This window comes from Arthrobacter jinronghuae, from assembly GCF_025244825.1.
Lineage (GTDB): Bacteria > Actinomycetota > Actinomycetes > Actinomycetales > Micrococcaceae > Arthrobacter_B > Arthrobacter_B jinronghuae.
The window spans coordinates 2,507,410-2,533,469 of sequence record NZ_CP104263.1 but is presented as its reverse complement, the minus strand read 5'-3'; the positions used below and the strand labels follow the sequence as shown (position 1 = coordinate 2,533,469).

Here is a 26,060-nt window from a genome sequence, read left to right as displayed (position 1 = left end):
CCGGGCTCCAAGCCCGGCCTAGGCCGGAGCCAGCGCCGAATTCAGGGCGGTCCGGATCCGTTTCTCCGAAACGGTCCGGGCCGTTCCCAGTTCCTGCGCGAAGAAGCTGATCCGCAGCTCCTCGATCAGCCAGCGGACCTCCGCGAGTTCCGGGGGAGTGCCGCGGCCCGGCGCGAGTGCCGCCACGGCGTCGTCGTACTCGTCCTCGAGGCGGTGGACCACGGCCATGGAGAGGCCGTCCCGCTGCACGTTGCCCGGAAGCTTCTCCAGCCGCCGTTCAATGCCGGCCAGGTAGCGGGGCAGGTGCATCAGCTGCGCATATCCGGTGCGGGCCACGAAACCGGGGTACACCAGGGCATCCAGCTGCGCCCTGATGTCATTCAGGGCACTGATCAAGGCCAGTGAAGTGGTGCCCTTGAGCGCCTTGGTGATCCGCCGGGTGCTGGCCAGGATCTTCTCCACGATCGCCGTGACGGTGAAGACGGTATCGATCAGTTCGGCCCGCACCGTTTCATACAGTGCGTCGAACTCGGCCCGCGTCCACGGAAGCTTCTCCGGCGTGAGCTTGTCCACCGCGGCCAGGGTGCAGTCCTCGATCAGCGCGGCCACACTCCCGTGCGGATTCTGGCTGAAGGTCAGCTTTTCGGTGTTGCTCAGGTGCTCCAGCACGTACTTGGCCGGGCTGGGCACGCGCAGCACCAGCAGCCGGATGACGCCGGCGCGCATGGCGGCCTGCTGCTCGCCGGCGCTCTGGAAGATCCGCACGCCGGCGGTGCTGCCTTCGTCCACCAGCGCCGGGTAGCCGGTCACGGTGTGGCCGGCCACGAGCCGCTGGACCTGCTTCTCCAAGGTGCCGATGCTCCACTCGGTCAGGCCGGTCTGCTCTGCCACGGAGGAACCGGTGGCTGAGCCGTTGTTCGAGCCGTTTCCGGTGCCGGCCTTGCCCTTGCCGTTGGGGCCCTTGGGGCCGCGCGGTTGCACGGTGGACGGCGTGGCGCCGAGGGATTCCGCAATGGCGCGGCGCGTGGCCGGGGCCAGGGACTCCTGCAGTGCCGCCAGGTCCTTGCCCTCGTCCAGCACCCGGCCGGCGGAATCCACCACGGTGAACGTCATCCGCAGGTGGCCCGGCACGGCATCCCAGTTCCAGGAACCCGGAGGAATGATGGATCCCTTCAACCGGCGAAGCACCAGTTCCAGGGACGGTTCCAGCTCGTCCGACGCCGGGTCGAAATCCGCAGCCAGCGCAGCGGCAGCCGAGCGGGCGACGTCGGGCGCCGGGACGAAATTCTTCCGCACCGCCTTGGGCAGGGACTTGATCAGGGCCGTAATAAGCTCGGCGCGCAGGCCCGGGATCTGCCAGGTGAACGGTCCGGGGGTGAGCTGGTTCAGGAACAGGACCGGCACCTCCACGGTGACACCGTCGTTGGCGGAGGGCACACCGGGGGTGAATTCGTAGGTGAGCGGGAGCTCGAAGGAGCCGTAGAAGAAGGACTTCGGGAAGTCGTTCTCGTCGAGTCCCTCGGCATCGTCCGTGCGCAGGGCGTCCGGGTCGAAGTCCAGCAGGGACGGGTTTTCGTGCCGGGCGTGCTTCCACCACTTGTCGAAGTGCCGCTCGGACACGACGTCGGCGCCCACCCGCTCGTCGTAGAACTCGAAGAGGGTTTCGTCATCCACGCGCAGCCCGCGGCGCCGGACCCGGTTCTCCAGCTCCTCCACCTCGGCCAGCAGTGCCTGGTTGCGGTGGAAGAACTTGTGGTGCGTACGCCAGTCGCCTTCGACCAGGGCGTGGCGGATGAACATCTCGCGGGAGAGCACCGGGTCGATGCGGCCGTAGTTGATGCTGCGCTGCGGAACCACGGGTACGCCGTAGAGGGTGACCTTCTCGTAAGCCATCACGGCTCCGCGGCTCTTGGACCAGTGCGGTTCGCTGTAGCTGCGCTTGACCAGGTGAGGGGCCACTTCCTCGGCCCACAGCGGATCGAACTTCGCTGCCACCCGCGCCCACAGGCGCGAGGTTTCCACGAGTTCGGCGGCCATCACCCAGTCCGGGGACTTCTTGAACAACGCAGAGCCCGGGAACACCGCGAACCGGGTACCGCGTGCACCGGCGTATTCGCGCTTGCGCTGGTCGTAGAGGCCGATGTGGCTGAGCAGGCCGGCCAGCAGGGACATGTGGATCTCCCGGTACTTGCCGACCGGGTCCACCGGCTCCGGGGCGAGCGTGATTCCCAGCGGCTTGGCCAGCTGGCGCAGCTGGGCAAACAGGTCCTGCCATTCACGGATGCGCAGGAAGTTCAGGAACTCGTTCTTGCACAGTCGGCGGAAGGCCGAGGAGGAGAGCTCCTTCTGCTTTTCCTCCACATAGCGCCACAGGTTCAGGAAGCCGGTGAAGTCCGAGTTCTCGTCCACGAACCGCTTGTGCGTTTCGGCGGCCTTCTGTGCCCGGGCGGGATCATCCTTGGAGGGACGCTCGCGCGGATCCTGAATGGTCAGGGCGGCAGTGAGCACCATGACTTCCTTGGTGCAGCCGCGGTTGCCGGCTTCAACGATCATCCGGCCCAGCCGGGGATCCACCGGAAGCTGCGACAGCTTGCGGCCTACCTCGGTGATTCCGCCCTGGGGGTGCAATGCCCCGAGTTCGCGCAGCAGCACGGCGCCGTCGTTGATTGCCTTGGAATCCGGCGGCTGGACGAACGGGAAATCGGCAACGTCCTTGGGCCCCTTGGCCACGCCCATGGCCGCCATCTGCAGGATCACGGCGGCGAGGTTGGTGCGCAGGATTTCGGGATCCGTGAATTCGGGCCGGGACTCGAAGTCCTCCTGCGAATACAGTCGGATGGCGATGCCGTCGGAAACGCGTCCGCAGCGGCCTGACCTCTGGTTGGCCGAGGCCTGGGAGATCCGCTCGATCGGAAGCCGTTGGACCTTGGTGCGGTGGGAATAGCGCGAGATGCGGGCCGTGCCGGTGTCGATGACGTATTTGATGCCGGGGACCGTCAGGGAGGTCTCGGCAACGTTGGTGGCCAGGACAATCCGGCGGTTCCGGCCCGGGGAAAAGACCTTGTGCTGCTCGGCCAGGGAAAGCCGCGCGAAGAGCGGCAGGATCTCGGTATTGGCCAGCCGGGGATTGCGCGAAACGGAGGAACGCAGGGCCTCTGCGGCATCACGGATTTCCCGCTCGCCCGAGAAGAACACCAGGACGTCGCCGGGCGCCTCGCGGGAGAGCTCGTCGACGGCGTCACAGACGGCGTCCACCGGGTCCCGGTCTTCTTCCAGCTCGTCGTCCATGCCGTCTTCATCGCTGCCACCGTCCGCCGGCTGGTTCAGCGGGCGGTAGCGGATCTCCACCGGGAAGGTCCGGCCGGACACCTCGATGATGGGCGCCGGGGTGCCGTTGAGCGCGAAATGCTCGGCGAACCGCTGCGGATCGATGGTGGCCGAGGTAATGATGACCTTCAGGTCCGGGCGCTGGGGCAGCAGCCGGCGCAGGTACCCGAGGATGAAGTCGATATTCAGGCTGCGTTCGTGGGCCTCATCGATGATGATGGTGCTGTACTTCTTCAGCTTCGGATCATGCCGGATTTCGGCCAGCAGGATGCCGTCGGTCATCAGCTTGACCTTGGTTTTCCGGCCGGTCTCACCGGTGAAGCGGACCTGGAAGCCCACCTCCTCGCCGAGCTCGACGTCGAGCTCGGAGGCGATCCGCTCGGCGACGGTGCGCGCGGCAAGCCGCCGGGGCTGGGTGTGCCCGATCAGGCCGTTCTCGGCCAGGCCCAGTTCCAGGCACATCTTCGGAATCTGCGTGGTTTTTCCGGACCCGGTTTCGCCCGCGATGACGGTGACCTGGTTGGCGGCAATCGCTGCCATGATGTCTTCGCGGCGCTCGGAAACGGGCAGCTGTTCGGGATAGGAAATTGTCAGTGCCATGATTGCCACCAGTCTAGTGGCTTGGCCGGACGGTCTTTCCGGATTCCGCCGTGGGCGGGATTTCGACGGCGCGCTGCAGCAGGGAGACGGCGCGGCGGGCCCGCTCCCGCATCTCCGGCGGGTCGAGGATCTCGAAGGGCACGCCCCAGGCGGTCAGGTTGATCAGGGGGAGGTCCAGGGAATCCCAGCCGCCGCGCACAATGGTGTGCCCGGGGCCGTCCGCTTCGAGGCTGGCCACATCCGGCGGCACCCGTTCGGCGACCGCCGCCAGCGGAGCGGCCAGCCGCACCACCACCGAGTAGCGGTAGGGGTTGCGGGTAATCGATTCCTGGACGTAGGCGGCGAGGTCCCGGGCCGGCAGGGGCCGGGGCGTGAACCGCTCGCGCGGGGCGGGGGTGCTGGTGCAGCGGTCCACCCGGAAGGTCCGCCAGTCAGAGCGGTCCAGGTCCCAGGCGACGGCGTACCAGCGCCTGCCGGTGCCGACCAGCCGGTAGGGTTCCACGATCCGGCGGCCGGAACCGCCGTCGGCTGCGGTGTAACGGAAACTCAGGACCCGGTGCTCGGTGATGCCGGCGGAAAAGGCGGTGAGGATCTCCGGGTCGACGCCGCCCTGCGGCCCGGCCAGCGTGGAGACGGACTGGCGCAGGGCCGAGAACTTGGGGCGGAGCCGCCCGGGCAGGACCTGTTCGAGCTTCGCCAGCGCCCGGACCGAGGCTTCCCCGATTCCGGTCACGGGTCCCGTGGCCACCGCGGCAAGTCCGAGTGCGACGGCGAGGGCCTCGTCGTCGTCGAGCAGCAGCGGCGGAAGCTGCGCTCCGGCACCGAGCTGGTAGCCGCCGGCAATGCCCGGGGACGCCGAGATGGGATAGCCGAGCGTGCGCAGCTTGCCGATGTCCCGGCGCACCGTGCGTTCGGTGATGGACAACCGTTCCGCGAGCGCTGCCCCGGTCCACTCGCGCCGCAGCTGCAGCAGCGAAAGCAGCTGCAGGAGCCGTGCGGAAGTCTCCAACATGGAATCAAAACTACGCGTCAATGCGGTCGAAAGCTGTCCTGATTGGAAAATCTGCCCGTATCACCCGCAGGCGGGGGAGTAGCCGGGTCAGTACACGGTGCCGTCCCAGGACCGGTGGGACGGGACGCTGGGGAGGTGGCCGTAACCGTCATTGGACAATGCACGGACGGTGGCGCGGAGGACGAGTGCCAACGCAATAGCGGCGGCGAGGATTAAGAGCACAATAACCATGACTCCATGCTGGCGCTGGTCCTGCCGGAGAATAAGTGGCAGGAATGCCCATTACCGTAGAAATCCTGCCACTGGAGGAGCACACTTACGGCATGCTTCGATCCGTAGCGGTAATAGTGCTGGACGGTGTCGCGCCGTTCGAGTTCGGCGTCATGGTCGAGGTGTTCGGCATTGACCGTTCGCAGCGGGGCGGTGGAGTCCCCGCGTTCGATTTCCGGCTGTGCACTCCGGAACCGGGCCTGGTGTCCACTAAGGCCGGGTTCAGCATCACGGTGGACTCCGGGCTTAAGGCAGCGGAGGATGCGGACCTCGTGGTGATGGCTCCTGCGGGGGACAACGCGGCGGAAACCGATCCCCGGGTCCTGGACGTGCTGCGCCGCGCCCATCAGCGCGGTGCCTGGGTGATGAGCATCTGTACGGGCGCCTTCCGCCTCGCCGAAGCCGGGTTGCTGGACGGACGCCGGGCCACCACGCATTGGATGTACTCGGCGGAGATGGCTGCCCGCTACCCGGCCGTCCAGGTGGATGCGGATGTGCTGTACGTCCGGGACGGGAACATCATCACCAGCGCCGGCACCGCTGCCGGCATTGATGCGGCGCTGCATCTGGTCCGGATTGAATGCGGGGCGAAGATCGCCGCTGCCATCGCCCGCGACATGGTGGTGCCTCCCCACCGGGACGGGGGACAGGCGCAGTACATTGACCGTGCGGTCCCTGACGGTTCATGCGAAACCCTTGAGCCGGTACTGGAATGGATCGGGGAACACCTCGCGCAGGAGCACAGCGTGAAGGACCTGGCGTCCCGGGCCGCCATGTCGCCGCGGACCTTCGCACGCCGTTTCCGGGCCGAAACCGGGACAACTCCGGCCGCTTGGATCAACGCACAGCGGGTGCTTTACGCGCAGGAACTGCTGGAGGATACGGATCTCAGCATTGATGAGGTGGCTCGGGCCTCCGGATTCGGCCAGCCTGAACTGCTGCGTCACCACTTCCATCGGGATGTAGGAGCCAGCCCTGCCGCCTACCGCCGGACCTTCCGCGGTGTGGCCGCACGGCAGCCGCGCTGAGCCCGCGGGCGTGCTGCCCTGCCGTTGCGCCCGTACCGTCCGGTCGGTACCCTCGGCAAAAGAGACGCAGCACACACCGAGTGGGCTGCCGCCACCGGCAGGAGAGACATGACAGAGGCACCAGCACCCTTGGACCAGCGCACCGCCGTCGTCACCGGAGCAGGACGCGGGATCGGCGCCGCGGTCGCGATGCGGCTCGCAGCGGACGGACACCGCGTTGCCGTCCTTGATCTGCGGGAGGAGGACACGGCCGCCACCGTGGAGGCCATCAACAACTCCGGCGGCAAGGCCGTGGGTGTAGGCGCCGACGTCGCCGATGCCGCCGCCGTCGAGCAGGCGGTGGGCCGCATCGCCGGGGAGCTGGGGGCGCCCACCATCCTGGTCAACAACGCCGGCATCCTCCGGGACAACCTGCTGTTCAAGATGACGGACACGGACTGGGACGCCGTGATGGGAGTGCACCTGCGCGGAGCGTTCCTCATGAGCCGGGCGGTGCAGGCGCATCAGGTGCAGCAGAAATGGGGGCGCATCATCAACCTCTCGAGCACCTCCGCCCTCGGCAACCGCGGCCAGGCGAATTACGCCGCGGCCAAGGCAGGCATCCAGGGCTTCACCAAGACACTGGCCATCGAACTGGGCCGCTACAACGTCACAGTCAATGCGATTGCCCCCGGCTTCATCCAGACGGACATGACACGGGCGACGGCGGAACGCGTGGGAGTGCCGTTCGAAGACTTCGTGGCGCATGCGGCGAAGGAAATCCCCGTGGGGCGGGCCGGGACCCCGGCGGACATAGCTGCGGCGGCGTCCTTCTTTGCCCGCGAGGAGGCCTCGTTCGTTTCCGGACAGGTGCTCTACGTCGCCGGCGGACCGAAGGCCTAGCGATGGCCCATTTCGGTTCCGTGCAGGAACTCGGGGAAGCAGTCGGGCGCCAGGAGACCAGCGAGTGGGTCCTCATTGACCAGGAGCGGGTGAACCTGTTCGCCAAGGCCACTGATGACCACCAGTGGATCCATGTGGATCCCGAACGGGCTGCCGAGGGGCCCTTCGGCGGCACCATTGCGCACGGCTATCTGAGCCTGGCCCTGCTGCCGGCGCTCGCCTCCGGCCGGTTCCGCGTGGACGGCATGGTGATGGGCGTGAACTACGGCCTGGACCGGGTGCGTTTCCCGCATCCGGTGCCGGTGGGCAGCCGTGTCCGTGCCCGGTCGGAGATCGCCTCGGTAGAGACCGTGGCGCAGGGCGTGCGGGTCAAACTCCTGGTCAGCATCGAGATAGAGGGCGTGGACAAACCTGCCTGCGTCGCGGAGTCGATTTCGCTTTACGTGCTGGGCTAGCTAGCCTGCGGCACTGCAACAGAGACGAGGGCCCGTCCGGTTGGACGGGCCCTCGTGTTGATTGGGCTGGTTGCGTGCCGGCCGGCGCGGCCCCTACCCGGCCGGCGCGGCCCTACTCGGGCAGGCCGTCTGCCGGCATGGCAGGCCGTTCTTCGGTGTATTCCTCCACCTCGTCACCTGTTACCACGAACGGGGTCCCGAAGTAGGACTGCACGCCGTTGTCCACCCGGGTCAGCATTGCTCCGGTGTACCCCTGGTGGCTGTCTTCGCCGAAGCCCAGCGGTGCGTGGCCGTTGCCGGTGACGTTGCCGGATTCGAGTGCTTCGAGCAGGGATTCCCGGGTCGGGTTCTCCCCGGCTTCCTTGAGCGCCTCAACGAAGAGGTAGCCGATGGACATTCCGAAAATGGTGTTGCCGTCAAACGGAGCCCCGGCGTTGTACTCCTCGTTGATTTCGGAGAATTTTGCCGTCCACTCGTCCTCGGTGTCCGAATAGCCCGGGAGGTAGTTGGCGCTGACGAAGCCCTGCAGCAGCTTGTTCGTGTTCTCGCCCAGATAGCCGGACAGGGTGTTGAAATCCCCGCCGGCCGAGGAAGCCATCCACTGCGGGAAGTAGCCGAGTTTCGCCGCCGTCCCCACTGCCTGGGCACTGAAGCCGTTGATGGTTGCCAGGAAGTTAACTTCGCAGCCGGCTTCCTTCATCGCACTGATCTGCGCCGCGACATCGGTATTGGCCGTTGAGTAGACCTGGGTGTCGGCCAGGCCGTCCTCTCCGAGCACCGCTTCAAGCCCCGCCTGGAATTCCTCGCCGAAGTCATCATCCTGGCCGAAGAAGCAGTAGGTCTTGTCCGGGAACTCTTCCTGCGCATAGGTGGCGAGGATCCGTGACTCGGTGGGGTAGTCCACCATGAAACCGTAGGTATACGGGTAGTCCTCGGGTTGGTTCCAGGTGGGGCTGCCGGAAGCCACGAAGAGATCCGGCACCTCGTTGTCGTTTACGAAATCCAGGACAGCGCTGTGCGGCGGCGTGCCGAGTCCGCCCACGAGGGCGAAGACCTCGTCCTGGAGCACCATCTCGCGTACCGCCGTCTGGGTGTTGGCGGGGTTGTAGCCGTCATCCTTCACGATGTACTCAATGGTGCGGCCGTTGACTCCGCCGTTGTCGTTGACGTAATCGAAGTATGCCTTCGTGGCCGGTGAAATCGTGGAGTAGCCGGCCGCTGCCGGTCCGGTGAGCGGCTGGTGGGTACCGACGGTGACGGTGGTGTCGGTGATTCCGGGAACATCTTCGGCGGCTGCCTCGCCTCCTTCGTCCGGTGAAGCGCATGAGGCCAGGCCGAGGGCAGCGGCTGCAAGGACGGCGGTGCCCAGTCGGAGCTTGGAACGGATCATCATTGACCTTTCGGGGTTGCCGGTAGCTGCTCGGGCTCATGCCGGGCGGATAACCGGGTGGGTGTACTGGATGCTGGTGACGGTGCGGATTTTGCGGACTGCGGCGGAACGGAAACGGAACGGGCCTGACCCAGCCGGCGGCCGGCCCGGACCAGCAGGCCCTGGATGCCCTGCGGGGCAAGCAGCACCACGAGGACCAGGACCAGTCCGAAGATGGCAACCGCAAGGTTGCCGTCCAGCCGCTGGGCAAGGTCCGTGGACAGTTCGAGCCGGGAAGTGGCCGTGCTGATCAGGTGCGGCAGGGCAACCAGGAGCACGGCGCCCCAGACTGCTCCGGTCAGGGAACCGATGCCGCCGACCACGGCGGCCATAAGCAGGAAGAGGGAGAACACCAGTGAGTAGGCCCCTGGACCGGCACTCTGCGTGGTGTACGCCAGCAGGCCGCCGCCCATCCCTGCCGCGGCGGAGCTGATGACGAAGGCCGTGACTTTGGTGCGGGCCGGGTTGATGCCGGCGAGCGCCGCCGCCACTGGGTTGTCCCGCACGGCCCGCAGGTGCCGGCCGAAGCGTCCGTGCAGCAGGTTCGCCAGCAGGGTCAGGACCAGGACGGAGCAGACGACGGCGAGCCACGCCTGCCATGCTTCATTGGACACAATGCCGCGCAGCGAGGCCGGGCGTTTTTCCACGGTGATCCACAACCCCTGGTCTCCGCCAAGCACCGAGGAGAACGTGCTGGTGACCGCGGGAAGGGCCACCACCAGCGCCATGGTGAAGCCGGCCAGATAGGGGCCGTGAAGCCGCCCGGCCGCGAGTCCGATCACCAGGCCGAGGACGGCTGCACCGATGACAGCTGCGGCCAGCGGCACCAGGAGCAGCAGCGGGCCCTCCGTGCCGGCGTCGGCCATTGTATTGGCGGTTAACGCGTAGCTGTAGGCTCCGGCAGCCATGAGGGCCGCCTGCCCAAGGGACAGCTGGCCTCCGGCGCCCGTCAGCAGGGTGAGCCCGGCGATCCCGCACAGGTAGGCGCAGGCAGTGGCGAGCTGGTACGAGGAGAACGACGGGATGACAAACGTCAGTCCGATCAGCAGGACCATTGCGGCCCCGGCAAAGCCATACCGCTTGGTGACGCTCATACCGTTCGCTCCTTGGTCATCGAGAAGATTCCGCCGGGGCGGACCAGCAGTACGGCCAGCAGCAGGAGCAGGATGGCGATGGGCGCCAGGGTGGCGCCCCCGTAGCCGCTGACCCAGCTCAGCAGCACCCCCACGGCCAGTCCGCCCAGCACGGCACCGGCGGGGGAGTCCAGTCCGCCGATGACGGCAACGGTGAACGCATAAACGAAGACCGTGTCCGCGGCATGCGGATTGAGTCCCAGCTCGGTGGGAATGACCAACAGGGCGGCGAGCGCGCCCAGGGCGGAGGACATGGCCCAGCCCAGGGTGAGCATCCGCGAGGTCCGCACGCCGAGGAGCCGGGCCAGGTCCGGGGCGAAGGCGGAGGCCCGCAGCCGCAGTCCCAGGGGCGTCTTGGTGAACAGCAGGACCAGTCCGCCTACCAAAAGGGCTATGCAGGCAAAGACGAAGAGGTCATAGGAGGAGAAGACGGTAATGCCGAAGATCTCCACCGGGTTTGAGCTGAACGGCGTCACCATGGTCCGGTAGCTGTTCCCGAACACCATGCCCAAAATGGCCTGGATCAGCATCAGCAGGCCCAGCCCGGCAATGACCGGGTTCAGGGCGGAACTGTTGCCCACGAAGCGCATGACGCCGCGTTCCACCAGGGCTCCGATGAGGAAACCCGCTACGAGGGCAGCGGCGAGTCCGGCCCAGTAGCTTCCGGTGAGGGCGGTGACCGTGAAGGCAATGTAGGTTGCCGCCACCGCCATCGCGCCCTGCGCAAAGTTCACGATCCGGGCTGCACGCCAGATCAGCACCAGGGAGAGCGCGAAGGCAGCGAGGACCGCGCCGCGGGCGAGGCCGTCAAAGGTGAGGAAAAGAAATCTGTCCATTAGAACCCCAGGTAGGTGTGGCGGAGGTCGGTGTCTTCGGCCAGCTCGGCCGCCGGCCGTGAGGCGACAATGCGGCCGAGGTTGAGCACTACCCCGTGGTCCGCGACAGCGAGTGCACTCCGGACGTTCTGCTCGATCAGCAGTACGGTCAGGCCGGTGTCGTCGCGGAGGCGGCGCAGCATGCCCAGGATCTGTGCGGTCACCTTGGGGGCCAGTCCCAGGGACGGCTCGTCCAGCAGGAGGAGCGACGGTGCGGCCATCAGGGCCCGCCCCAGCGCAAGCATCTGGCGCTCGCCGCCCGAGAGCTGGTGTCCGGCAGCCTTCCGGCGTCGGGCAAGGGGCTCGAAGAGTTCGTACATCCCGGTGAGCACCTCATCCGCTGCCTTACGGTCCTTCCGCCACAGCCCGCCCAGGCGCAGGTTTTCATCCACCGTCAGTTCGGTGATGACGCCGCGGCCTTCGGGAACCAGTGCGACGCCGTGGCGCACCATGTCCTCGACCGGTACCCGGGTCAGGTCCTTTCCATCTTTGATGCGGATGCTGCCGGCCGAGGGCCGCAGCTGGCCGGTGATGGTCCGCAGGAGGGTGGTCTTGCCGGCCCCGTTGGCCCCTACGACGGTGGTGATGGAGCCTTCCGCCACCGAAAGGTCGATCCCGTGCAGCACCCGGACGGCGCCGTAACCCGCACTGACGCCTTCCAATACCAGTGCGGCGGTCATGCCACCTCAACTCCCAGGTAGGCATCTGCGACGGCGGGATCGGCACCGATTTCGGCCGGTGTTCCTTCGGCGATCAGGCGGCCGAAGTCCAGTACGGCGATGCGGTCGCAGACGTCCATGACCAGGTCCACGTGGTGTTCTACCAGCACCACCGAACACCCGTCGCCGGGCACGGTGCGGATGATGGAAGCCAGTTCCTCAATATCGTCGTGGCTAAGCCCGCCGGCAGGTTCATCCAGCAGCAGCAGCCTCGGTTCGCTGACCAGCGCCCGGGCCAGGGCCACCTTTTTGCGGATGCCGTAGGGAAGGGTGTCGGACAGGGACGCGGCGTACCCGCCGATGCCGAGGGCCTCCAGTGCTTGCATCGACCGCTCTGCGAGCCGGGCTTCCCTGCGGACGGCGCCGGGCAGGGCCAGGAGGTCGAGGCCCCCGCGGGATCCGGCAGCCAGACCTGCCGTGACATTCTGCAGCGCGGTCAGCCCGGGGAACAGACCGAGCCCCTGCAGGGTGCGTGCGACGCCGGAGCGGGTCAGGTTGTGCGGACGAGGGGTAAAGCCTTGTCCATCCAGCTCCAGGCTGCCCTCCGTGGGCGGGAACACCCCGCAGATGACGTTGAACAGAGTGGTCTTTCCTGCTCCGTTGGGACCCATGACCCCCACGATCCTGCCTGCGGGGATGTCCAGGGACACCGAGTCCAGCGCCGTGAGGCCGCCGAACCGGACGGTGATGCCGTCCAAGCGGAGACGCGGCGGTTCCGACCGGTCGGTATGTTGCTCCTGCATGAGTACTCCATCGTCTCTGCTCTTACCTTGCATGGTGCTGCCTTGAAGGTGGTGCGGGAGGTGCGGTGGTGCTGTATTGAGGAGGTGCCGTGGTGCGGTAAGTCGGTTACTTTGCCTGCAGTCCGGCCAGGTAAAGGTCGGTCAGCTGGGCGGCCGCCTGTTCGCGGCTGATGGACCCGCCGGGGGAGTACCAGTACGAGAGATAGTGCGGGTCGGAGAAGAAGTTGGCAGCCAGCACCGGAATCGGAATATCGGTGCGGAAGACGCCGTCGGACTGGCCGCGGACCAAGAGGGCGGTGAACGCCTCGTTGTATTCGCGTCGCCTCCGCTTCACTTCCTCCTGGCGGTCCTCGCTGAGCATGTGCTGGGAGCGGAAGAACACGGATCCTTCACGGATCCAGTCGATGGACGTCATGATCACGTCTTCACAGACCAGGCGCATGGTTTCAACTGCCGGCAGCCCCCGTCCGATGATCTCGGTCAGGTGCTCGCGCTGGAGGGTCAGGATGCGGTCATAGATGTCAAAGAGCAGGTCGTCTTTGGAATTGAAGTAGTGATAGAGCGCGCCTTTTGTCACCCCGGCCGCGTCGACGATCTGCTGCACGCTCGTTTTTGCGTAGCCGTGCCGCGCGAAAAGCTCCACGGAGGTCCGTGCGAGCTCTTCTTTGATGTTCAGGGTCTTCATGCGGGGTGGTGTCCGGATTTCTCGTGGTGCGGACCGGCGGTAGGAACCGACCGGTTGGTATGTGCGAACACCATAACCCCGAAGGGGGAGGCCGGCGCAAGGGTTTGGCCGAAAGAATTCCGGCCGGCGCTCCTGTCACCACCTTCAACCCGGGCGTGAAGTGTGCCGTGCGGTGATTCCCCCTAGAGTCAGGCGCATGACTCCTTCCGCGCACCCGCCCATTCCGTTCGAGCCTGCTGCCCGGGACTTTCCCGGCTGGACTATGCCGCCGTCCGTGCCGCAGGGCATGCGGATGGAGTTGAGCAGGGCACGGCTGCTGGATTCCCGCGAGTCTTCGTTCGACGACTGGATGACAATGCTCCACGAGCGCTACGACGAATGCCTGGCCACTCTGGGCCGGGAACTCATGGCGCTGGAGGCCACGTTCCTGAACCAGGAGGCGGACGGGTCCTGGTGGATGTACCACTTCCAGTTGATGGGAAATGACAGCCCCGGGCTCGTTCCCGACAACCCCTTGGACCAGGCGCACCTGGAGTACGGGAAAAAGACCAAGCATCCCGGGTGGGAGGAGCTCCAGCCGCGGTTCTTCCTTTGCCCGCCGGCGGTTCGTGCCGCCGTCGAGGATGCCGGTGCTGTCGGGGCGGCCGGTGCTCCCGTGGCGGCCGGTGCTCCCGTGGCCTCCGGCGCTGCCGGCGCTGCAGGGGCCTCCGGGGACTAGACGCAGGCGCAAAACAAGAAGAACCCCGCAGCCAGGGGCTGCGGGGTTCTTCTCTTATGTCTCAATGTGCCCTCGATAGGATTCGAACCTACGGCCTGTTGCTCCGGAGGCAACCGCTCTATCCCCTGAGCTACGAGGGCAAGGACTCCGGTAAACCGGCAGGTCCTGTGGGACTCAAGAAGCTTAGCAGGTTTCAGCCGGGCGGGGAAAACCTGCTGCTGCTGCGGATGGGCCGGGCGCCGGACTCGTTTCCGGTGTCGTTCCCGAAGGCTTTAATTGCGTCGCGTGAAAACCGGCCGTGTTGGTTTGTTTGTGCGGGTAGGTAGTGGCCTTCGAAAGACGGGTATTTCTGGTCTTCGGGAGCGTCGTTTGGGGGCTGTTTTTGGGCCGGAAATGTCAGTGCCGGATGAAATCCTGAGGTATGGATCAGCTCGGAAATACAGAACCGATAACTGAAGAGCAGAGCGGTGAGAACCAGCAGCCGGAAGGGCAGGCCGGCGGTGCCGAACCGCCGCGTCCGCCCTGCACCGTGTCGGTGTACCGGGCGGAACTTGCAGTCGAGCCTGCCGGCCCTGCCGGGGCTGCTGCCGCGAGTACCCCTGCTTCTGCTGCAACTCCCGAGAACGACGCCGAGGCTGCTGCCTCGGGTACCCCTGCTTCTGCTGCAACTCCCGAGGCTGACGCCGAGGCTGACGCCCGGCCAGCCGACAATCCCGTTCCTGATGCCGGGCCTGGCCTTCCCGATCCATCCGACGCTGAGCCAGCCGATTCCGGAACTCCCACCGCCGATTGCGAAGCCGACCCGGAGGGTTCCGGGGCTGAGACTGCCGGTGCTCAGGGGAGTCCTGCTGAGGCCTACCCGGATGGGTTTACCGGGACGTTGGCGCTGCAGAACCTTGAAGCCTTCGACGAGCAGATGGTGGGCGATGCCCTGTCCCGGATGGCGCATTTGATGTCCTGGGTGCAGGCGCAGGAGGCACGTCTGGTGAACCGGATGGAAGAGATCTTCAGGGAGGACTTCCACGCCGCTTCGGGACGGCTCGAACCTGGGATGGCGTTCAGCCTGGCGGCGTCAGAATGTGCAGCCATTTTGAACATTCCGCAGGTCACCGCTCAGCGGATGATGAGCGAGGCGCTCAACCTGTGCGGCACCCATACCGCCACCCTGACCGCCTTGGAAGAAGGACAGCTGAGTTACCAGCACGCCCAAGTGGTGCTGGACCAGTGCCAGAACGTGCCAGAGGCGAAACTGCCTGAGTTTGAAGCTGACCTGCTGGCAGCAGCGGAGGGCCAAACCCGGTCCCAGTTCTCCTGCAAAGCCAGGCGGCTCCGTGAGAGGAAGTTCCCGGAGACCGTCAGCAAACGGCATCTGACCGCTTTCGAGCAGCGCAAAGTCACCCTGGACCGGGAGGAGGACGGCATGTCCTGCCTCTCCGCCTATCTGCAGGCGGCAGAAGCCCAGCAGATCTACGCGACGCTCAGCACTGCGGCCCGCGGTGAACAGGCGGCGGGTGATTCCCGGACCACGGATCAACTGCGTGCAGACATTCTGGCTCAGCTGCTGATGGGCGGCCTCGGCTCAACCGGTGCCGGCGGGGTGGGCAGGGCAGTGGGTGAGGGTGGAACCGTTGGCGGTGCGGCAAAAGGTGCGCACGGAACCGGGGGAGGCGGTGCAGGACCGGACGAGGGAATCGTACCCCGGACGGAAATCATGGTCCTGATCAACGCCGAAACCCTCTTCGGAGCCGACGACCAACCCGCGGAACTTCACGGCTACGGACCCATCAGCGCCGAAGAAGCCCGCAGGCTGGCGAGGAACGCGGTCGGCTGGACGGGCCTGGCCCAGGACCCGCAGACCGGTGAGATCCTCGGGGTGGGAAGGCGGAGAAAAGTCCCGGCCGGACTCCGCCGATGGCTCCGCGCAAGGGACGGAACCTGCAGGTTCCCCGGCTGCCGGGTCAGCACCGCGAACGCGGACATCGACCACACCATCGACTGGGCCCGGGGTGGTCCCACCGACCACGGGAACCTGGAACATCTCTGCCGGCGGCACCACCGGTTCAAGACCCTGGGTTTCTGGAAGGCCTGCCAGCCCGTGCCCGGGGTGATCGAGTGGACTTCACCTACCGGCCGTGTCTACCGGACCGAGCCGTTCCTGGAACTCGGCCCACCGGATTCGGCAGCAGACCCGAGGGTGAATCATGGGCGGACGGGCTATGCGGCAACAAACCATTCGCCAACGAACCATGAAAAGGCCGAATCCCGGCAAGAAGCGGCACCGCCCTTCTGATGGGTAACCAGTTACAGGAGGGGGTAGCCGCATAAGTCATCGGAACCGTGCTCGCGAGGAGCCGGAGGGGCCAGGGAAGCCCGTGAAGAACCACAGAAGTCCGGTGGAGTCGGGTGTGGCGACGGCCGAAGCCGGCACGCTGTCCGCTGAGTAGCCCCGGAACGGATCCTTAGTACCCCAGGAACGGGTCGGTGCGGACCCGCCTGCCGCCGGCACTCCGGACGGCCTTGCGGGCAGCAGCCACCGCCTGGGGCGAACCCGAAACGTAAGCCGTCCGAGCTGCCAGGTCAGGAACCTCCGTACGCAGGACCACAGCGTCCGGCAGCCCCGGACCCAACCAGGTCCAGCCCGGAATCCCCGGATCCGACGGCGTGCAGACCAGCACCCGAACCCCCAGATCCTGCAGTTCTCCGGCATAGGCAAGCTCTTCAACGGAGGACGCCGCGTAGACCAGCACAATGTCCCGGTCCTCACCGCGGACCTGCCGCAGCTGGCTGATGAAAGGAGTGATGCCGATACCGGAAGCGATCATGAGCACCGGTGTCCGTTTGTCCCGCGGCAACAGGAAGTCCCCGGCAACGGTAGTAGCCGCCACCTCCGCTCCGGGGCGCATCTTCAACAGAGCGGTCTTGAAGGTGCTGCCCGGTTCGGCCACGCGCAGCCCCACCGCCACTGTGCCGGGTTCCGACGGCGCAGTAGTGATGCTGAAAATACGCCGCGTTCCCCGAGAATCCGGCTCAAAATGCGGCACGGCAAGTTCCACGTACTGGCCGGCACGGAAGCGGACGGGACGTATCGGCTCGAACACCAGCTCACGGGCCGTAGGGGTCAGTTCCCGGGTTTCGCGCAGCCGCAGCCGGACAGCTCCGCGCTGGCCCATCGCAAACGCGAGGGCGTTGCCGATCAGCAGCGCCAGCTCCGGAGACATCATCACCGGACCCAGGGACAGCGGCACGGCAAAAAGAACGCCGACGACGACGGCCTCCGCCAGACGCTGGGAGCGCAACGGAGGCAGGGTCAGCGGTTCGGTAAGCATGAAGCCGGCCAGGAACACCAGAGGATAGCTTCCGACGATGGTTGCCAGGGCGTAGGAGACGGACTCGCCGCCCGCGAGGAAGCGGGCCAGGACAACAACGGCAGCAGTCAGGGCAAAAACCCCGGCCATCGGCAGCAGACGGTTCCGGTACAGCACCAGGACGGCGGCCGGAAGGACAACGATCAGCATGCCCGGAGTCGCCACCCACCAGACAGCACCGCCCAGCCCGGTTACTGCCACCACAAACGCCCCCGCCGCTGCCGGGTTGAAGATGTGCCGCCGCCGGAACACCAGGAGGTATTTGGATGCCGTTGCCACTGCTCCGGCCAGGGCCACGCAACCCAGCTGTACACCGTCGGTGCTGGGCCAGAAGAGGAAAAACAGGAGCAGGCCGGTAATCAGCGAGGAGTCGGTCTGCGGGCGGGTACGCAGCAGCAGCCCCGCCACACGGCTGGTGACCAGGGTCGAGGCCAACGCCGTCACCGCCGTCGCTCCCAGCTCCGCTGGCGTGTAGAAGAGCACTCCGGCGAAGGAAAGGACAAAGGACCAGGCAGCAATTGCCAGCAGCACCCAGACCGTGAACCGGTACATGGTCCAACGCCCCAGGAAGGTGTTCAGCGTACGGGGAGCAGCGGGGGCGGAAATGCTCATGGGAATAGGACTCCAGCCATTGCAGGGGAATAGTCGGCCCGGCCGTCGGTGAACATCCGGACATAGTCAAAGGAGAAGGTGCCGCTCAGCTCCTGCGGCTCGGCAAAGAACAGGGCAGTGGCCAGGCCGTCCGCCGTCATCGCGTCCGCCGCCAGCACCCACGTGGCCGCGACCGTGTCCACCGGGGAACCGGTGCGGGCATCGAGCACATGGTGCAGCCCGTCTCCCCACTGCCGGCGGTTGACGGCCGAGGCGCACAATGCACGGTCCGAGAGGGTCAGCACCCCGATGGCCCGCTTCGTGTCATACGGATGTTCCAACGCAACCCGCAGGGGAGCGGCACCGGCATGGCGCAGGTCAGAACCGGCATCCACCACGTATTCCCGGTGGCCTGCGGTTTCCAGGACCTCGCTGACCAGGTCCACCAGCTGGCCCTTGCCGGCAGCACCGATATCGAAGGTCACTTCAGCGGCAGTGGTCAGTACGGTTCCCCGGCCGTCGGTGCTCCAGGACACGGTGTCCGTCCAGGACGCTGCGGGCGCGGGCGGGCCGGAGGGCAGGAAGCTGTACCCGGCGTCGTACCCCAACACCTCAAGCGAGCGCCCCACCAGCGGATTAACCGCACCCCCGGTGATCTGCCACAGCGAATCGAAGAGCCGCAGCAACGGCACGGCCGAAGCGGGCAGGATAAAGCTGCCCGCAGCCTCGGCCATCCGCGCAACCGTGGAATCGGAGCGGAAGCGCGAATAGGTCCTGTCGTAGCTCTCCACTACGTCCGCTACTGCAGCCCGGGTGCCGGGATCCAGGGGCGAGGCAGTGGACAGGGACCACTGCGTACCGATCGCCTCGAATCCCAGTGTGTGCACGGGTGCTGTCCTAGGAAGCGGCTTCGGACCGGATGGCGTCCAGGGCACGGTTGAAGCCTTCGCTGGTCAGCGAGGATCCGGCCACTTTGTCCACGTCCAGCTCGTCGAGGTTCTTGCCGACCACCTGCTCCTTCACATTGGAAGTGAACTCACGCTGGTACTGCTTGGACGTCGGGTTCTTCTGCGAGGTCTCCACCTCCAGCTCCGCCACCACGCCGCCCTCGAGCCGCAGCGTAACGTCCACGTCTTCGGAAGTGCCCGACGGCGGGATGTAGCTTCCGGTGCCCGAGTACTCGCCGTCGGCGTAGCTTCCGGAACCGGCTGCAGAGCCGGGGGCGGAGGCGGGGGAAGACGCAGGGGGCTCAGCCGGGGCCTGGCCGGCGCCGGCGGTTTCCTCGCCCGCGGCACAGCCGGCGGCAGACAGCAGGGACAGGCCGGCGGCGGCACTCAGCAGGGACTTGCTCGCTCGGTTCACGTTTCTCCTTGGAGTGGGGGCGCTTCGGTCCGGGGCACGCACACGCGCGGAAACCGGTCCTTCAGTTCAACGGTTCCCTTTCATTACATCGCATCATTGGTGCCGGTGCCGGATCCGCAGAGCGTAAGGCCTGTCATACAAAACGGGACCCGTGCTGCACCCGGCTATGCTTAACCGGTGACTCCTGAAGAACTTTCCTCCGCCGTAACTGCCTGCCTCCAAGACGCCATCGATGCCGGTGACTTCAGCATCGAGCTGCCCGGGGAGGTGCGCGTGGAGCGCCCGAAGAACCGGGACCACGGTGACTGGGCCACCAACATCGCCCTGCAGCTGTCCAAGCAGGCCGGCATGAATCCCCGCCAGTTCGCCGAGATCCTCAAGGGCCGGCTGGAAAAGATCGCCGGCGTGGCCAAGGTCGACATTGCCGGCCCCGGCTTCCTGAACATCACCCTCGACGCCGGTGCGGCCGGTGAACTGGCCAAGGCCATCGTCGAGGCCGGCCCCGCCTACGGCACCTCGGAAATCCTCAAGGGCACCCGGATCAACCTGGAGTTCGTCTCCGCCAACCCCACCGGGCCCATCCACCTGGGCGGCACCCGCTGGGCCGCCGTCGGCGATGCCCTGGCCCGGGTCTTCCAGTCCCAGGGCGCGGAGGTCACCCGCGAGTACTACTTCAATGACCACGGCGCGCAGATTGACCGCTTCGCCCGCTCCCTGCTCGCCTCGGCCAAGGGTGAACCCGCCCCGGAAGACGGTTACGCCGGCGAGTACATCGTGGACATCGCCAACCGCGTGCTGGCCGCAGAGCCGAACATCACCGAGCTGCCCGACGCCGAGGCGCAGGAACGTTTCCGCGCCGTAGGCGTGGACTTCATGTTCGGTGACATCAAGGAATCCCTGCACAACTTCGGCGTGGACTTCGATGTCTTCTTCCACGAGGATTCGCTGCACGAAAACGGCCAGGTGGCCAAGCTCCTGGAGCAGCTCAAGGGCTCCGAGAACCTGTATGAGAAGGACGGCGCCTGGTGGCTGACCTCCACCGCGTTCGGCGACGACAAGGACCGCGTGGTCATCAAGTCGGACGGCAACGCCGCCTACATCGCCGGTGACATTGCCTACATCCACAACAAGCGCGAGCGCGGCTTCGACCTGAATGTCTACATGCTGGGCGCAGACCACCACGGCTACGTGGCACGGCTGAAGGCAGCAGCAGCAGCCCTGGGCCACGACCCGGAGTGCGTCGAGGTGCTCATCGGCCAGATGGTGAACCTGGTCAAGGACGGCAAGCCCGTTCGTATGTCCAAGCGCGCCGGCACCGTGGTCACCCTTGAGGACCTGGTTGAGGCCGTAGGCGTGGACGCTGCCCGCTACACGCTGGCCCGCTTCTCCGCAGATTCCAACATCGACGTTGACCTGGACCTGCTGACCAAGCGCAGCAACGAGAACCCCGTGTTCTACGTCCAGTACGCCCACGCCCGCACCCACGCCCTGGCCCGCAACGCCGAGGCCGCCGGCGTCGACGATTCCGCCTTTGACGCCTCGCTGCTGAGCCACCCCACCGAAAGCGCACTGCTCGCCGCACTGGGGCAGTACCCCGGCGTCGTCGCGCAGGCCAGCGCCTTCCGCGAACCGCACCGCGTGGCCCGCCACCTCGAGGTCATCGCGGGCACCTACCACCGCTGGTACGACGCCTGCCGCATTGCTCCCCAGGGTGACGAGGAAATCACCGACACCAACCGCACCCGCCTGTGGCTGAACCTTGCCGCACGCCAGGTCCTGGCCAACGGCCTGGGCCTCTTGGGAGTCTCCGCACCCGAACGGATGTAATTCATGACTGCTTCACCCTTGGCTCCCGCATGGCTGAGCCACCCCGAGGACTCCAACGCCCTGCACCCGCAGATGTGGGCGCAGGACGTAGTGCGCGGTGACGGCGGCGAGCTGGAAATCTCCGGCATCCCCGTTTCCCGGATCGCCGAGGAATTCGGCACTCCCGTGTTCGTGATGTCGGAAGCGGATTTCCGCGCCCGTGCCCGGGACTTCAAGGACTCCTTCGACGCTGCGTTCGCGGGGCTGTGCGGGGGAGTGGATGTCTACTACGCCGGCAAATCCTTCCTCTGCACCGAAGTGGCCCGCTGGGTCTCCTCCGAGGGGCTGCGCCTGGATACCTGCTCCGGCGGTGAGCTGGCCGTGGCCCGGCGCGCCGGACTCCACGGCAGCCAGCTCGGGCTGCACGGCAACAACAAGTCCCTGGCCGAGCTGACCCGTGCCCTGGACATGGAGCTGGGCCGGATTGTGGTGGACAGTCTCGGCGAGCTGGAAATGCTCGGGAATCTGGCAGCCTCCCGCGGTGAACGCGCGAACGTTATGCTGCGCCTGACCCCCGGAGTGCATGCCTCCACCCACGAGTTCATTGCCACGGCCCACGAGGACCAGAAGTTCGGCCTGTCCATGGTGGCTGATCCGGAGCTGGACGGGATGTCTCCGGCCACGGCCGCCGTGGAAACCGCACTCAAGCACGACGGCGTGAACCTGGTCGGCGTGCACTGCCACATCGGCTCGCAGATCTTCGAATCCGCCGGCTTCGAACTCGCAGCCCGCCGGCTGCTCGGCTTCCTGGCCGAGGTGAAGCAGGGCTACGGCGTCGAACTGGCCGAACTGGACCTGGGCGGCGGCTACGGCATCGCCTACACCGAGGCAGACGCCCCGCGTCCGCCGGCCGAGATCGCCAACGCGATGGCCGCCGTCGTCGGCAGCACCTGCACCGAGCTGGGACTGGCGGTTCCGCGGATCTCCATCGAGCCCGGCCGCGCCATCGTGGGGCCCACCACCTTCACGCTCTACCGGGCAGGCACCACCAAGACGGTCCGGGTGGATACGCCCGACGGCGGCACCTCGCCGCGGCGGTACGTGAGCGTGGACGGCGGGATGAGCGACAACGCCCGGCCCGTGCTCTACGGCGCGGATTACTCCGCCGTGCTGGCCTCGCGGACCTCCGAAGATGACGCGGTTATTTCGCGCGTCGTTGGCAAACACTGCGAAAGCGGCGACATAGTGGTGAGGGACGCCTACCTGCCCGGTGACGTTGCCGCCGGCGACCTGCTGGCCGTTCCGGGAACCGGTGCATACTGCTGGGTCCTGTCCAGCAACTACAACTACCTGACCCGGCCGCCCGTAGTGGCCGTGCGGGACGGCGCCGCGCGGCTGATTGTCCGCGGCGAGACCGAAGACGACCTGCTGGCCCGGGACGTTTCCTAATTCTTAGAGGAGTGGCACGACATATGAAGACCCTGAAAGTAGCCCTGCTGGGGTGCGGAAACGTGGGTTCGCAGGTTGCCCGGATCCTCATTGACGACGCCGCGGACCTCACCTCGCGCCTCGGCGCACGGCTGGAACTGTCCGGCATCGCCGTACGCAACGTTGATGCGCCGCGGGACGTCGACCTGCCCGCGGAACTGTTCACCACTGACGCCGAGACCCTGGTCCGCGACGCGGACATCGTCATTGAACTGATGGGCGGCATCGAGCCGGCACGCACCCTGATCCTGAACGCACTGGGATCCGGCGCCGCCGTCGTGACCGGCAACAAGGCCCTGCTCGCCGCAGACGGCGCCGCCCTCTACGAGAAGGCCGACGCCGCCGGTGTCCAGCTCTCCTACGAGGCCGCCGTCGCCGGCGCGATCCCGATCCTCCGCCCCATCCGGGACAGCCTCTCCGGAGACCGGATCACCAAGGTCATGGGCATCGTCAACGGCACCACCAACTACATCCTCGATGCCATGGATTCCACCGGAGCCCAGTTCGCCGACGCCCTGGCCGAGGCCCAGCGGCTTGGCTACGCCGAGGCGGATCCCACCGCGGATGTCGAGGGGCACGACGCCGCCGCGAAGGGTGCCATCCTCGCCTCCCTGGCGTTCCACACCGGGTTCGACCTCTCCGCCGTTTCCTGCGAAGGCATCAGCTCGGTTACTGCGGAGGACATCAGCGCCGCCCGGGAAGCCGGGTTCGTCATCAAGCTGCTCGCCATCGCCGAGAAGTTTACGGACACCGACGGCACCGAAGGCGTCAGCGTACGCGTGCACCCCACCCTGCTGCCCCGCCTGCATCCGCTGGCCGCCGTACACGGCGCCTTCAATGCGGTGTTCGTCGAAGCGGAAAACGCCGGTGAACTGATGTTCTACGGCCAGGGTGCCGGCGGTGCACCCACCGCGTCCGCGGTGATGGGCGACGTCGTCACCGCCGCCCGCAGGCTCGTCCTGGGCGGTCCCGTTCCCGCCGGCCGTCCGAGTGGCTCGCTGCCGGCTCTCCCGCTGGAAAAGGTCACCACCAGCTACTCGATCGGCCTGGAAGTGGCCGATCAGCCCGGCGTCCTGGCCGCCGTCGCCCGGGTGTTCTCCGAGCACGGAGTCTCCATCGAAACCATGCGGCAGACCATCCACGGTGAAGGCGCCAGCGCCGAGCTGCGCTTCGTCACGCACCGTGCTTCCGAGGCCGCCCTCGCGGCCACCGTCGAGGCCATCAAGGGCCTGGACGTCATCAAGAACGTCAAATCCGTCCTGCGGGTAGAAGGAGTCTGAGCCGTGGCTCACCAATGGCGCGGCGTTATCCGCGAATACGCTGACCGTCTTCCGGTAACCGAACACACCGAGGTCATTACCCTCGGCGAGGGCGGTACACCGCTGGTCCGCGCGAAGGCGCTGTCCGAGCTCACCGGCTGCGAGGTCTACCTCAAGGTCGAGGGCATGAACCCCACCGGCTCCTTCAAGGACCGCGGAATGACCATGGCCATGACCGCAGCCGTGGAATCCGGCGCCAAGGCAGTGGTTTGTGCATCCACCGGCAACACCAGCGCCTCGGCTGCCGCGTACGCCACGCAGGCGGGCATTACCTGCGCCGTGCTGGTGCCGGACGGCAAGATCTCCATGGGCAAACTCAGCCAGGCAATTGCGCACGGCGCCCAGCTGCTGCAGGTCCGCGGCAACTTCGACAACTGCCTGGAGGTGGCCCGCAAGCTTGCCGAGGCCTACCCGGTGTTCCTGGTGAACTCCGTAAATCCGGCACGCATTGAGGGCCAGAAGACGGCCTCCTTTGAAGTGGTGGACTACCTCGGCGATGCCCCCGACTACCACCTGCTGCCCGTCGGGAACGCCGGAAACATCACCGCGTACTGGAAGGGCTACTCCGAATACGCGAAGCCCTGGACCAACGTGGCCGGCGAGGAACTGGCTCCGGTGGCCACCAAGACCCCGCACATGTGGGGCTTCCAGGCCGAAGGCGCATCGCCGCTGGTGAAGGGACACCCGGTCACCGATCCGGACACCATCGCCACCGCCATCCGCATCGGCAACCCTGCTTCCTGGGACCAGGCCATTGCCGCCCGCGACGAATCCGGCGGCCTGATCGAAGCCGTCACGGACACTGAAATCCTCGACGCGCACCGCTGGCTCTCCTCCCGCGAAGGCGTGTTCGTGGAACCGGCCTCGGCAGCCGGGGTGGCCGGGCTGCTCAAAAAGCACGCCGCCGGGGAAGTCCCCGCAGGCAAGACCATCGTCATTACGGTTACCGGCCACGGCCTCAAGGACCCGCAGTGGGCACTGCGCACCGCCGACGGTTCCGACGTCGAACCCACCAAGGTGGACTTCGACGTCGTGAGCGTGGCAGCAGCGCTGGGCCTGGAAGCGGCAGAGCCCGCCGGATCCGGCAAGTAGGGCGGGAAAGCATGCAGGTGGATCTGCCCGGCGGACAGCGGTCTGATTCCCGCACCGGCTCCCGCACCGGTTCCCTCATCGTGGCGCCGGGGCAGGACGTGACCGTGTCCGTGCCCGCGACCAGCGCCAACCTGGGCCCGGGGTTCGATTCCCTGGGGCTTGCCCTCACGCTGTATGACACAGTGCGGGTGCGTACGTCCGCGGAGGAAGGCATCATCGTTGAGGTCGCCGGGGAAGGCGCCGGAAACGTTCCCCTGGATTCCTCGCACCTGGTGGTCCGGACCCTGCTCTCCACCCTGGCCGCTGCCGGGTACCGTGCGGAGGGACTGCACCTGAGCGCGGAAAACGCTATTCCGCACGGCCGCGGTCTGGGCTCGTCGGCGTCGGCTATTGTCTCGGGCGTCCTCGCCGCGAATTCCCTGTTGCCGGCCGAGGCGCGGCTTGATGCCGCAGGCCTGCTGCACAGTTGCTCCGCACTCGAGGGCCACCCGGACAATGTGGCTCCCGCCCTCGTCGGCGACCTCGCCATCTCCTGGGAAGACGACGGCGTCTTCCGCTCCGTGCGGGCCTCAGTCCATCCCGATGTGGTTCCCGTCGTGGCAATACCGGCCGTTGAACTCTCCACCGAGAGTGCCCGCGGCCTGCTGCCGGCCACCGTGGCACACCGGACGGCCGCAGCCAATGCAGGCCGTGCCGCACTGTTGATCCACGCCTTGACCGTGGATCCGTCGCTGCTGCTCGAGGGAACGCAGGACGCGCTGCACCAGGATTTCCGCGCACCGGCGATGCTGCCGAGTGCCCGGCTGCTTTCGTCCTTGCGCTCGGCGGGGTTCGCCGCCGTGATTTCCGGTGCCGGTCCCACGGTGATGTGCCTTGCCTACGGCGAGGAGTCCGCCCTGGAAGCGGAGCAGGCGATGACCAAACATTTGCAGGCAGCGGAATTCGGCGAAAATTGGCGTGTTTTGCGGCTTGGCGTGGAGCGAGATGGTGCTAGAGTGGAAGGGCACCAGCGGTAATTTTCCGTCCTGTGCTCCCGTAGGTAGCCGTCCATTTCGGGCCGCCCCGGGCTTTCGTTGAAAACACTTTGCCGCCGTCAGGTGTGATTACACCCGTCCCGCGGTGATTTCCGTTGATTCAATTGCCCACCCGCGGAGGCACAGT

General features: G+C 66.7%; 22 protein-coding genes and 1 tRNA gene. 10 read left to right on the top strand and 13 right to left on the bottom strand.

Going from position 1 to position 26,060, the window contains the following annotated elements; genetic code table 11:
- Positions 1-18: 18 nt before the first annotated feature.
- From hrpA to N2K98_RS11870, 3 genes are all read right to left on the bottom strand, one after another.
- Entirely contained in the window at positions 19-3,927 is a 3,909-nt protein-coding gene (gene hrpA, locus N2K98_RS11880) for an ATP-dependent RNA helicase HrpA (RefSeq protein ID WP_255865187.1), read from the bottom strand.
- A gap of 13 nt (positions 3,928-3,940) precedes the next feature.
- Entirely contained in the window at positions 3,941-4,939 is a 999-nt protein-coding gene (locus N2K98_RS11875; RefSeq protein WP_255865188.1) for a helix-turn-helix transcriptional regulator, read from the bottom strand.
- An 87-nt stretch (positions 4,940-5,026) separates the two neighbouring features.
- Positions 5,027-5,170 carry a hypothetical protein gene (locus N2K98_RS11870; protein ID WP_255865189.1) on the bottom strand — a complete coding sequence of 48 codons (144 nt, stop codon included), beginning with the start codon at positions 5,168-5,170 and terminating at the stop codon, positions 5,027-5,029.
- A gap of 92 nt (positions 5,171-5,262) precedes the next feature.
- Between N2K98_RS11870 and N2K98_RS11865 the strand changes: the two genes are divergently transcribed.
- The 3 genes from N2K98_RS11865 (at position 5,263) to N2K98_RS11855 (ending at position 7,574) form a co-directional block, all read left to right on the top strand.
- Positions 5,263-6,237 (top strand): GlxA family transcriptional regulator, encoded by a 975-nt coding sequence (locus N2K98_RS11865; protein ID WP_255865256.1) that lies wholly within the window; start codon positions 5,263-5,265, stop codon positions 6,235-6,237.
- 108 nt (positions 6,238-6,345) lie between these two features.
- Entirely contained in the window at positions 6,346-7,119 is a 774-nt protein-coding gene (gene fabG, locus N2K98_RS11860) for a 3-oxoacyl-ACP reductase FabG (protein ID WP_255865190.1), read from the top strand.
- A 2-nt stretch (positions 7,120-7,121) separates the two neighbouring features.
- Positions 7,122-7,574, top strand: coding sequence for a MaoC family dehydratase (locus N2K98_RS11855; protein WP_255865191.1), 453 nt, complete (start codon positions 7,122-7,124; stop codon positions 7,572-7,574).
- 112 nt (positions 7,575-7,686) lie between these two features.
- Here the strand turns inward: N2K98_RS11855 and N2K98_RS11850 are convergent, their stop codons facing one another.
- The 6 genes from N2K98_RS11850 to N2K98_RS11825 all read right to left on the bottom strand — a co-directional run bounded on the left by N2K98_RS11850 (position 7,687) and on the right by N2K98_RS11825 (position 13,158).
- Positions 7,687-8,967, bottom strand: a complete 1,281-nt coding sequence (locus tag N2K98_RS11850; RefSeq protein ID WP_255865192.1) for an ABC transporter substrate-binding protein — start codon at positions 8,965-8,967, stop codon at positions 7,687-7,689.
- Complete coding sequence (locus N2K98_RS11845; RefSeq protein ID WP_255865193.1) at positions 8,964-10,097, bottom strand: branched-chain amino acid ABC transporter permease; 1,134 nt, start codon at positions 10,095-10,097, stop codon at positions 8,964-8,966. The genes N2K98_RS11850 and N2K98_RS11845 overlap by 4 nt, the downstream gene beginning before the upstream one ends.
- Positions 10,094-10,972, bottom strand: coding sequence for a branched-chain amino acid ABC transporter permease (locus N2K98_RS11840; protein WP_229949550.1), 879 nt, complete (start codon positions 10,970-10,972; stop codon positions 10,094-10,096). Before N2K98_RS11840 ends, N2K98_RS11845 begins: the two co-directional genes overlap by 4 nt.
- Entirely contained in the window at positions 10,972-11,691 is a 720-nt protein-coding gene (locus N2K98_RS11835) for an ABC transporter ATP-binding protein (RefSeq protein WP_255797254.1), read from the bottom strand. The genes N2K98_RS11840 and N2K98_RS11835 overlap by 1 nt, the downstream gene beginning before the upstream one ends.
- Positions 11,688-12,473, bottom strand: coding sequence for an ABC transporter ATP-binding protein (locus N2K98_RS11830; RefSeq protein WP_255865194.1), 786 nt, complete (start codon positions 12,471-12,473; stop codon positions 11,688-11,690). Before N2K98_RS11830 ends, N2K98_RS11835 begins: the two co-directional genes overlap by 4 nt.
- A gap of 106 nt (positions 12,474-12,579) precedes the next feature.
- Positions 12,580-13,158, bottom strand: coding sequence for a TetR/AcrR family transcriptional regulator (locus N2K98_RS11825; protein ID WP_227918289.1), 579 nt, complete (start codon positions 13,156-13,158; stop codon positions 12,580-12,582).
- Positions 13,159-13,354: 196 nt separating this feature from the next.
- On the opposite strand from N2K98_RS11825, the gene N2K98_RS11820 reads away from it, so the two are divergent.
- Positions 13,355-13,876, top strand: coding sequence for a DUF6176 family protein (locus N2K98_RS11820; protein ID WP_255865195.1), 522 nt, complete (start codon positions 13,355-13,357; stop codon positions 13,874-13,876).
- A gap of 67 nt (positions 13,877-13,943) precedes the next feature.
- Here the strand turns inward: N2K98_RS11820 and N2K98_RS11815 are convergent.
- Positions 13,944-14,016 (bottom strand) — tRNA-Arg (locus tag N2K98_RS11815).
- A gap of 281 nt (positions 14,017-14,297) precedes the next feature.
- On the opposite strand from N2K98_RS11815, the gene N2K98_RS11810 reads away from it, so the two are divergent.
- Entirely contained in the window at positions 14,298-16,166 is a 1,869-nt protein-coding gene (locus tag N2K98_RS11810; protein ID WP_255865196.1) for an HNH endonuclease, read from the top strand.
- Positions 16,167-16,335: 169 nt separating this feature from the next.
- On the opposite strand, the gene N2K98_RS11805 is transcribed toward N2K98_RS11810, so the two are convergent.
- Genes N2K98_RS11805 through N2K98_RS11795 form a run of 3 tightly spaced genes read right to left on the bottom strand, consistent with a single transcriptional unit; the run spans position 16,336 to position 19,194 of the window.
- The gene (locus N2K98_RS11805; RefSeq protein ID WP_255865197.1) at positions 16,336-17,853 is read right to left on the bottom strand and encodes an FAD-dependent oxidoreductase; all 1,518 of its coding nucleotides are present in this window, start codon (positions 17,851-17,853) and stop codon (positions 16,336-16,338) included.
- A complete protein-coding gene (locus N2K98_RS11800) occupies positions 17,850-18,719 on the bottom strand; it encodes an FAD:protein FMN transferase (protein WP_255865198.1) in 870 nt (289 codons plus the stop codon). The genes N2K98_RS11805 and N2K98_RS11800 overlap by 4 nt, the downstream gene beginning before the upstream one ends.
- 10 nt (positions 18,720-18,729) lie before the next feature.
- Positions 18,730-19,194: an FMN-binding protein gene (locus N2K98_RS11795; protein WP_255865199.1), complete on the bottom strand. Its 465-nt coding sequence runs from the start codon at positions 19,192-19,194 to the stop codon at positions 18,730-18,732.
- A gap of 177 nt (positions 19,195-19,371) precedes the next feature.
- Here N2K98_RS11795 and argS point away from each other — a divergent pair, with 177 nt between their 5' ends.
- Genes argS through thrB form a run of 5 tightly spaced genes read left to right on the top strand, consistent with a single transcriptional unit; the run spans position 19,372 to position 25,915 of the window.
- A complete protein-coding gene (gene argS, locus N2K98_RS11790) occupies positions 19,372-21,021 on the top strand; it encodes an arginine--tRNA ligase (RefSeq protein WP_255865200.1) in 1,650 nt (549 codons plus the stop codon).
- Positions 21,022-21,024: 3 nt separating this feature from the next.
- Positions 21,025-22,449, top strand: coding sequence for a diaminopimelate decarboxylase (gene lysA / locus N2K98_RS11785; protein ID WP_255865201.1), 1,425 nt, complete (start codon positions 21,025-21,027; stop codon positions 22,447-22,449).
- A 23-nt stretch (positions 22,450-22,472) separates the two neighbouring features.
- Positions 22,473-23,768 carry a homoserine dehydrogenase gene (locus tag N2K98_RS11780; RefSeq protein ID WP_255865202.1) on the top strand — a complete coding sequence of 432 codons (1,296 nt, stop codon included), beginning with the start codon at positions 22,473-22,475 and terminating at the stop codon, positions 23,766-23,768.
- A gap of 3 nt (positions 23,769-23,771) precedes the next feature.
- Positions 23,772-24,899, top strand: a complete 1,128-nt coding sequence (gene thrC, locus N2K98_RS11775; RefSeq protein WP_255797265.1) for a threonine synthase — start codon at positions 23,772-23,774, stop codon at positions 24,897-24,899.
- Between the two features lie 11 nt (positions 24,900-24,910).
- The gene (gene thrB / locus N2K98_RS11770) at positions 24,911-25,915 is read left to right on the top strand and encodes a homoserine kinase (RefSeq protein ID WP_255865203.1); all 1,005 of its coding nucleotides are present in this window, start codon (positions 24,911-24,913) and stop codon (positions 25,913-25,915) included.
- Positions 25,916-26,060 lie beyond the last annotated feature (145 nt).

What these genes read in the sequence shown, in the direction of transcription:
- hrpA (WP_255865187.1), bottom strand. Translation starts at nt 3,927, where the DNA reads ATGGCACTGACAATTTCCTATCCCGAACAGCTGCCCGTTTCCGAGCGC.
- N2K98_RS11875 (WP_255865188.1), bottom strand. Translation starts at nt 4,939, where the DNA reads ATGTTGGAGACTTCCGCACGGCTCCTGCAGCTGCTTTCGCTGCTGCAG.
- N2K98_RS11870 (WP_255865189.1), bottom strand. Translation starts at nt 5,170, where the DNA reads ATGGTTATTGTGCTCTTAATCCTCGCCGCCGCTATTGCGTTGGCACTC.
- N2K98_RS11865 (WP_255865256.1), top strand. Translation starts at nt 5,263, where the DNA reads ATGCTTCGATCCGTAGCGGTAATAGTGCTGGACGGTGTCGCGCCGTTC.
- fabG (WP_255865190.1), top strand. Translation starts at nt 6,346, where the DNA reads ATGACAGAGGCACCAGCACCCTTGGACCAGCGCACCGCCGTCGTCACC.
- N2K98_RS11855 (WP_255865191.1), top strand. Translation starts at nt 7,122, where the DNA reads ATGGCCCATTTCGGTTCCGTGCAGGAACTCGGGGAAGCAGTCGGGCGC.
- N2K98_RS11850 (WP_255865192.1), bottom strand. Translation starts at nt 8,967, where the DNA reads ATGATGATCCGTTCCAAGCTCCGACTGGGCACCGCCGTCCTTGCAGCC.
- N2K98_RS11845 (WP_255865193.1), bottom strand. Translation starts at nt 10,097, where the DNA reads ATGAGCGTCACCAAGCGGTATGGCTTTGCCGGGGCCGCAATGGTCCTG.
- N2K98_RS11840 (WP_229949550.1), bottom strand. Translation starts at nt 10,972, where the DNA reads ATGGACAGATTTCTTTTCCTCACCTTTGACGGCCTCGCCCGCGGCGCG.
- N2K98_RS11835 (WP_255797254.1), bottom strand. Translation starts at nt 11,691, where the DNA reads ATGACCGCCGCACTGGTATTGGAAGGCGTCAGTGCGGGTTACGGCGCC.
- N2K98_RS11830 (WP_255865194.1), bottom strand. Translation starts at nt 12,473, where the DNA reads ATGCAGGAGCAACATACCGACCGGTCGGAACCGCCGCGTCTCCGCTTG.
- N2K98_RS11825 (WP_227918289.1), bottom strand. Translation starts at nt 13,158, where the DNA reads ATGAAGACCCTGAACATCAAAGAAGAGCTCGCACGGACCTCCGTGGAG.
- N2K98_RS11820 (WP_255865195.1), top strand. Translation starts at nt 13,355, where the DNA reads ATGACTCCTTCCGCGCACCCGCCCATTCCGTTCGAGCCTGCTGCCCGG.
- N2K98_RS11810 (WP_255865196.1), top strand. Translation starts at nt 14,298, where the DNA reads ATGGATCAGCTCGGAAATACAGAACCGATAACTGAAGAGCAGAGCGGT.
- N2K98_RS11805 (WP_255865197.1), bottom strand. Translation starts at nt 17,853, where the DNA reads ATGAGCATTTCCGCCCCCGCTGCTCCCCGTACGCTGAACACCTTCCTG.
- lysA (WP_255865201.1), top strand. Translation starts at nt 21,025, where the DNA reads ATGACTGCTTCACCCTTGGCTCCCGCATGGCTGAGCCACCCCGAGGAC.
- N2K98_RS11780 (WP_255865202.1), top strand. Translation starts at nt 22,473, where the DNA reads ATGAAGACCCTGAAAGTAGCCCTGCTGGGGTGCGGAAACGTGGGTTCG.
- thrB (WP_255865203.1), top strand. Translation starts at nt 24,911, where the DNA reads ATGCAGGTGGATCTGCCCGGCGGACAGCGGTCTGATTCCCGCACCGGC.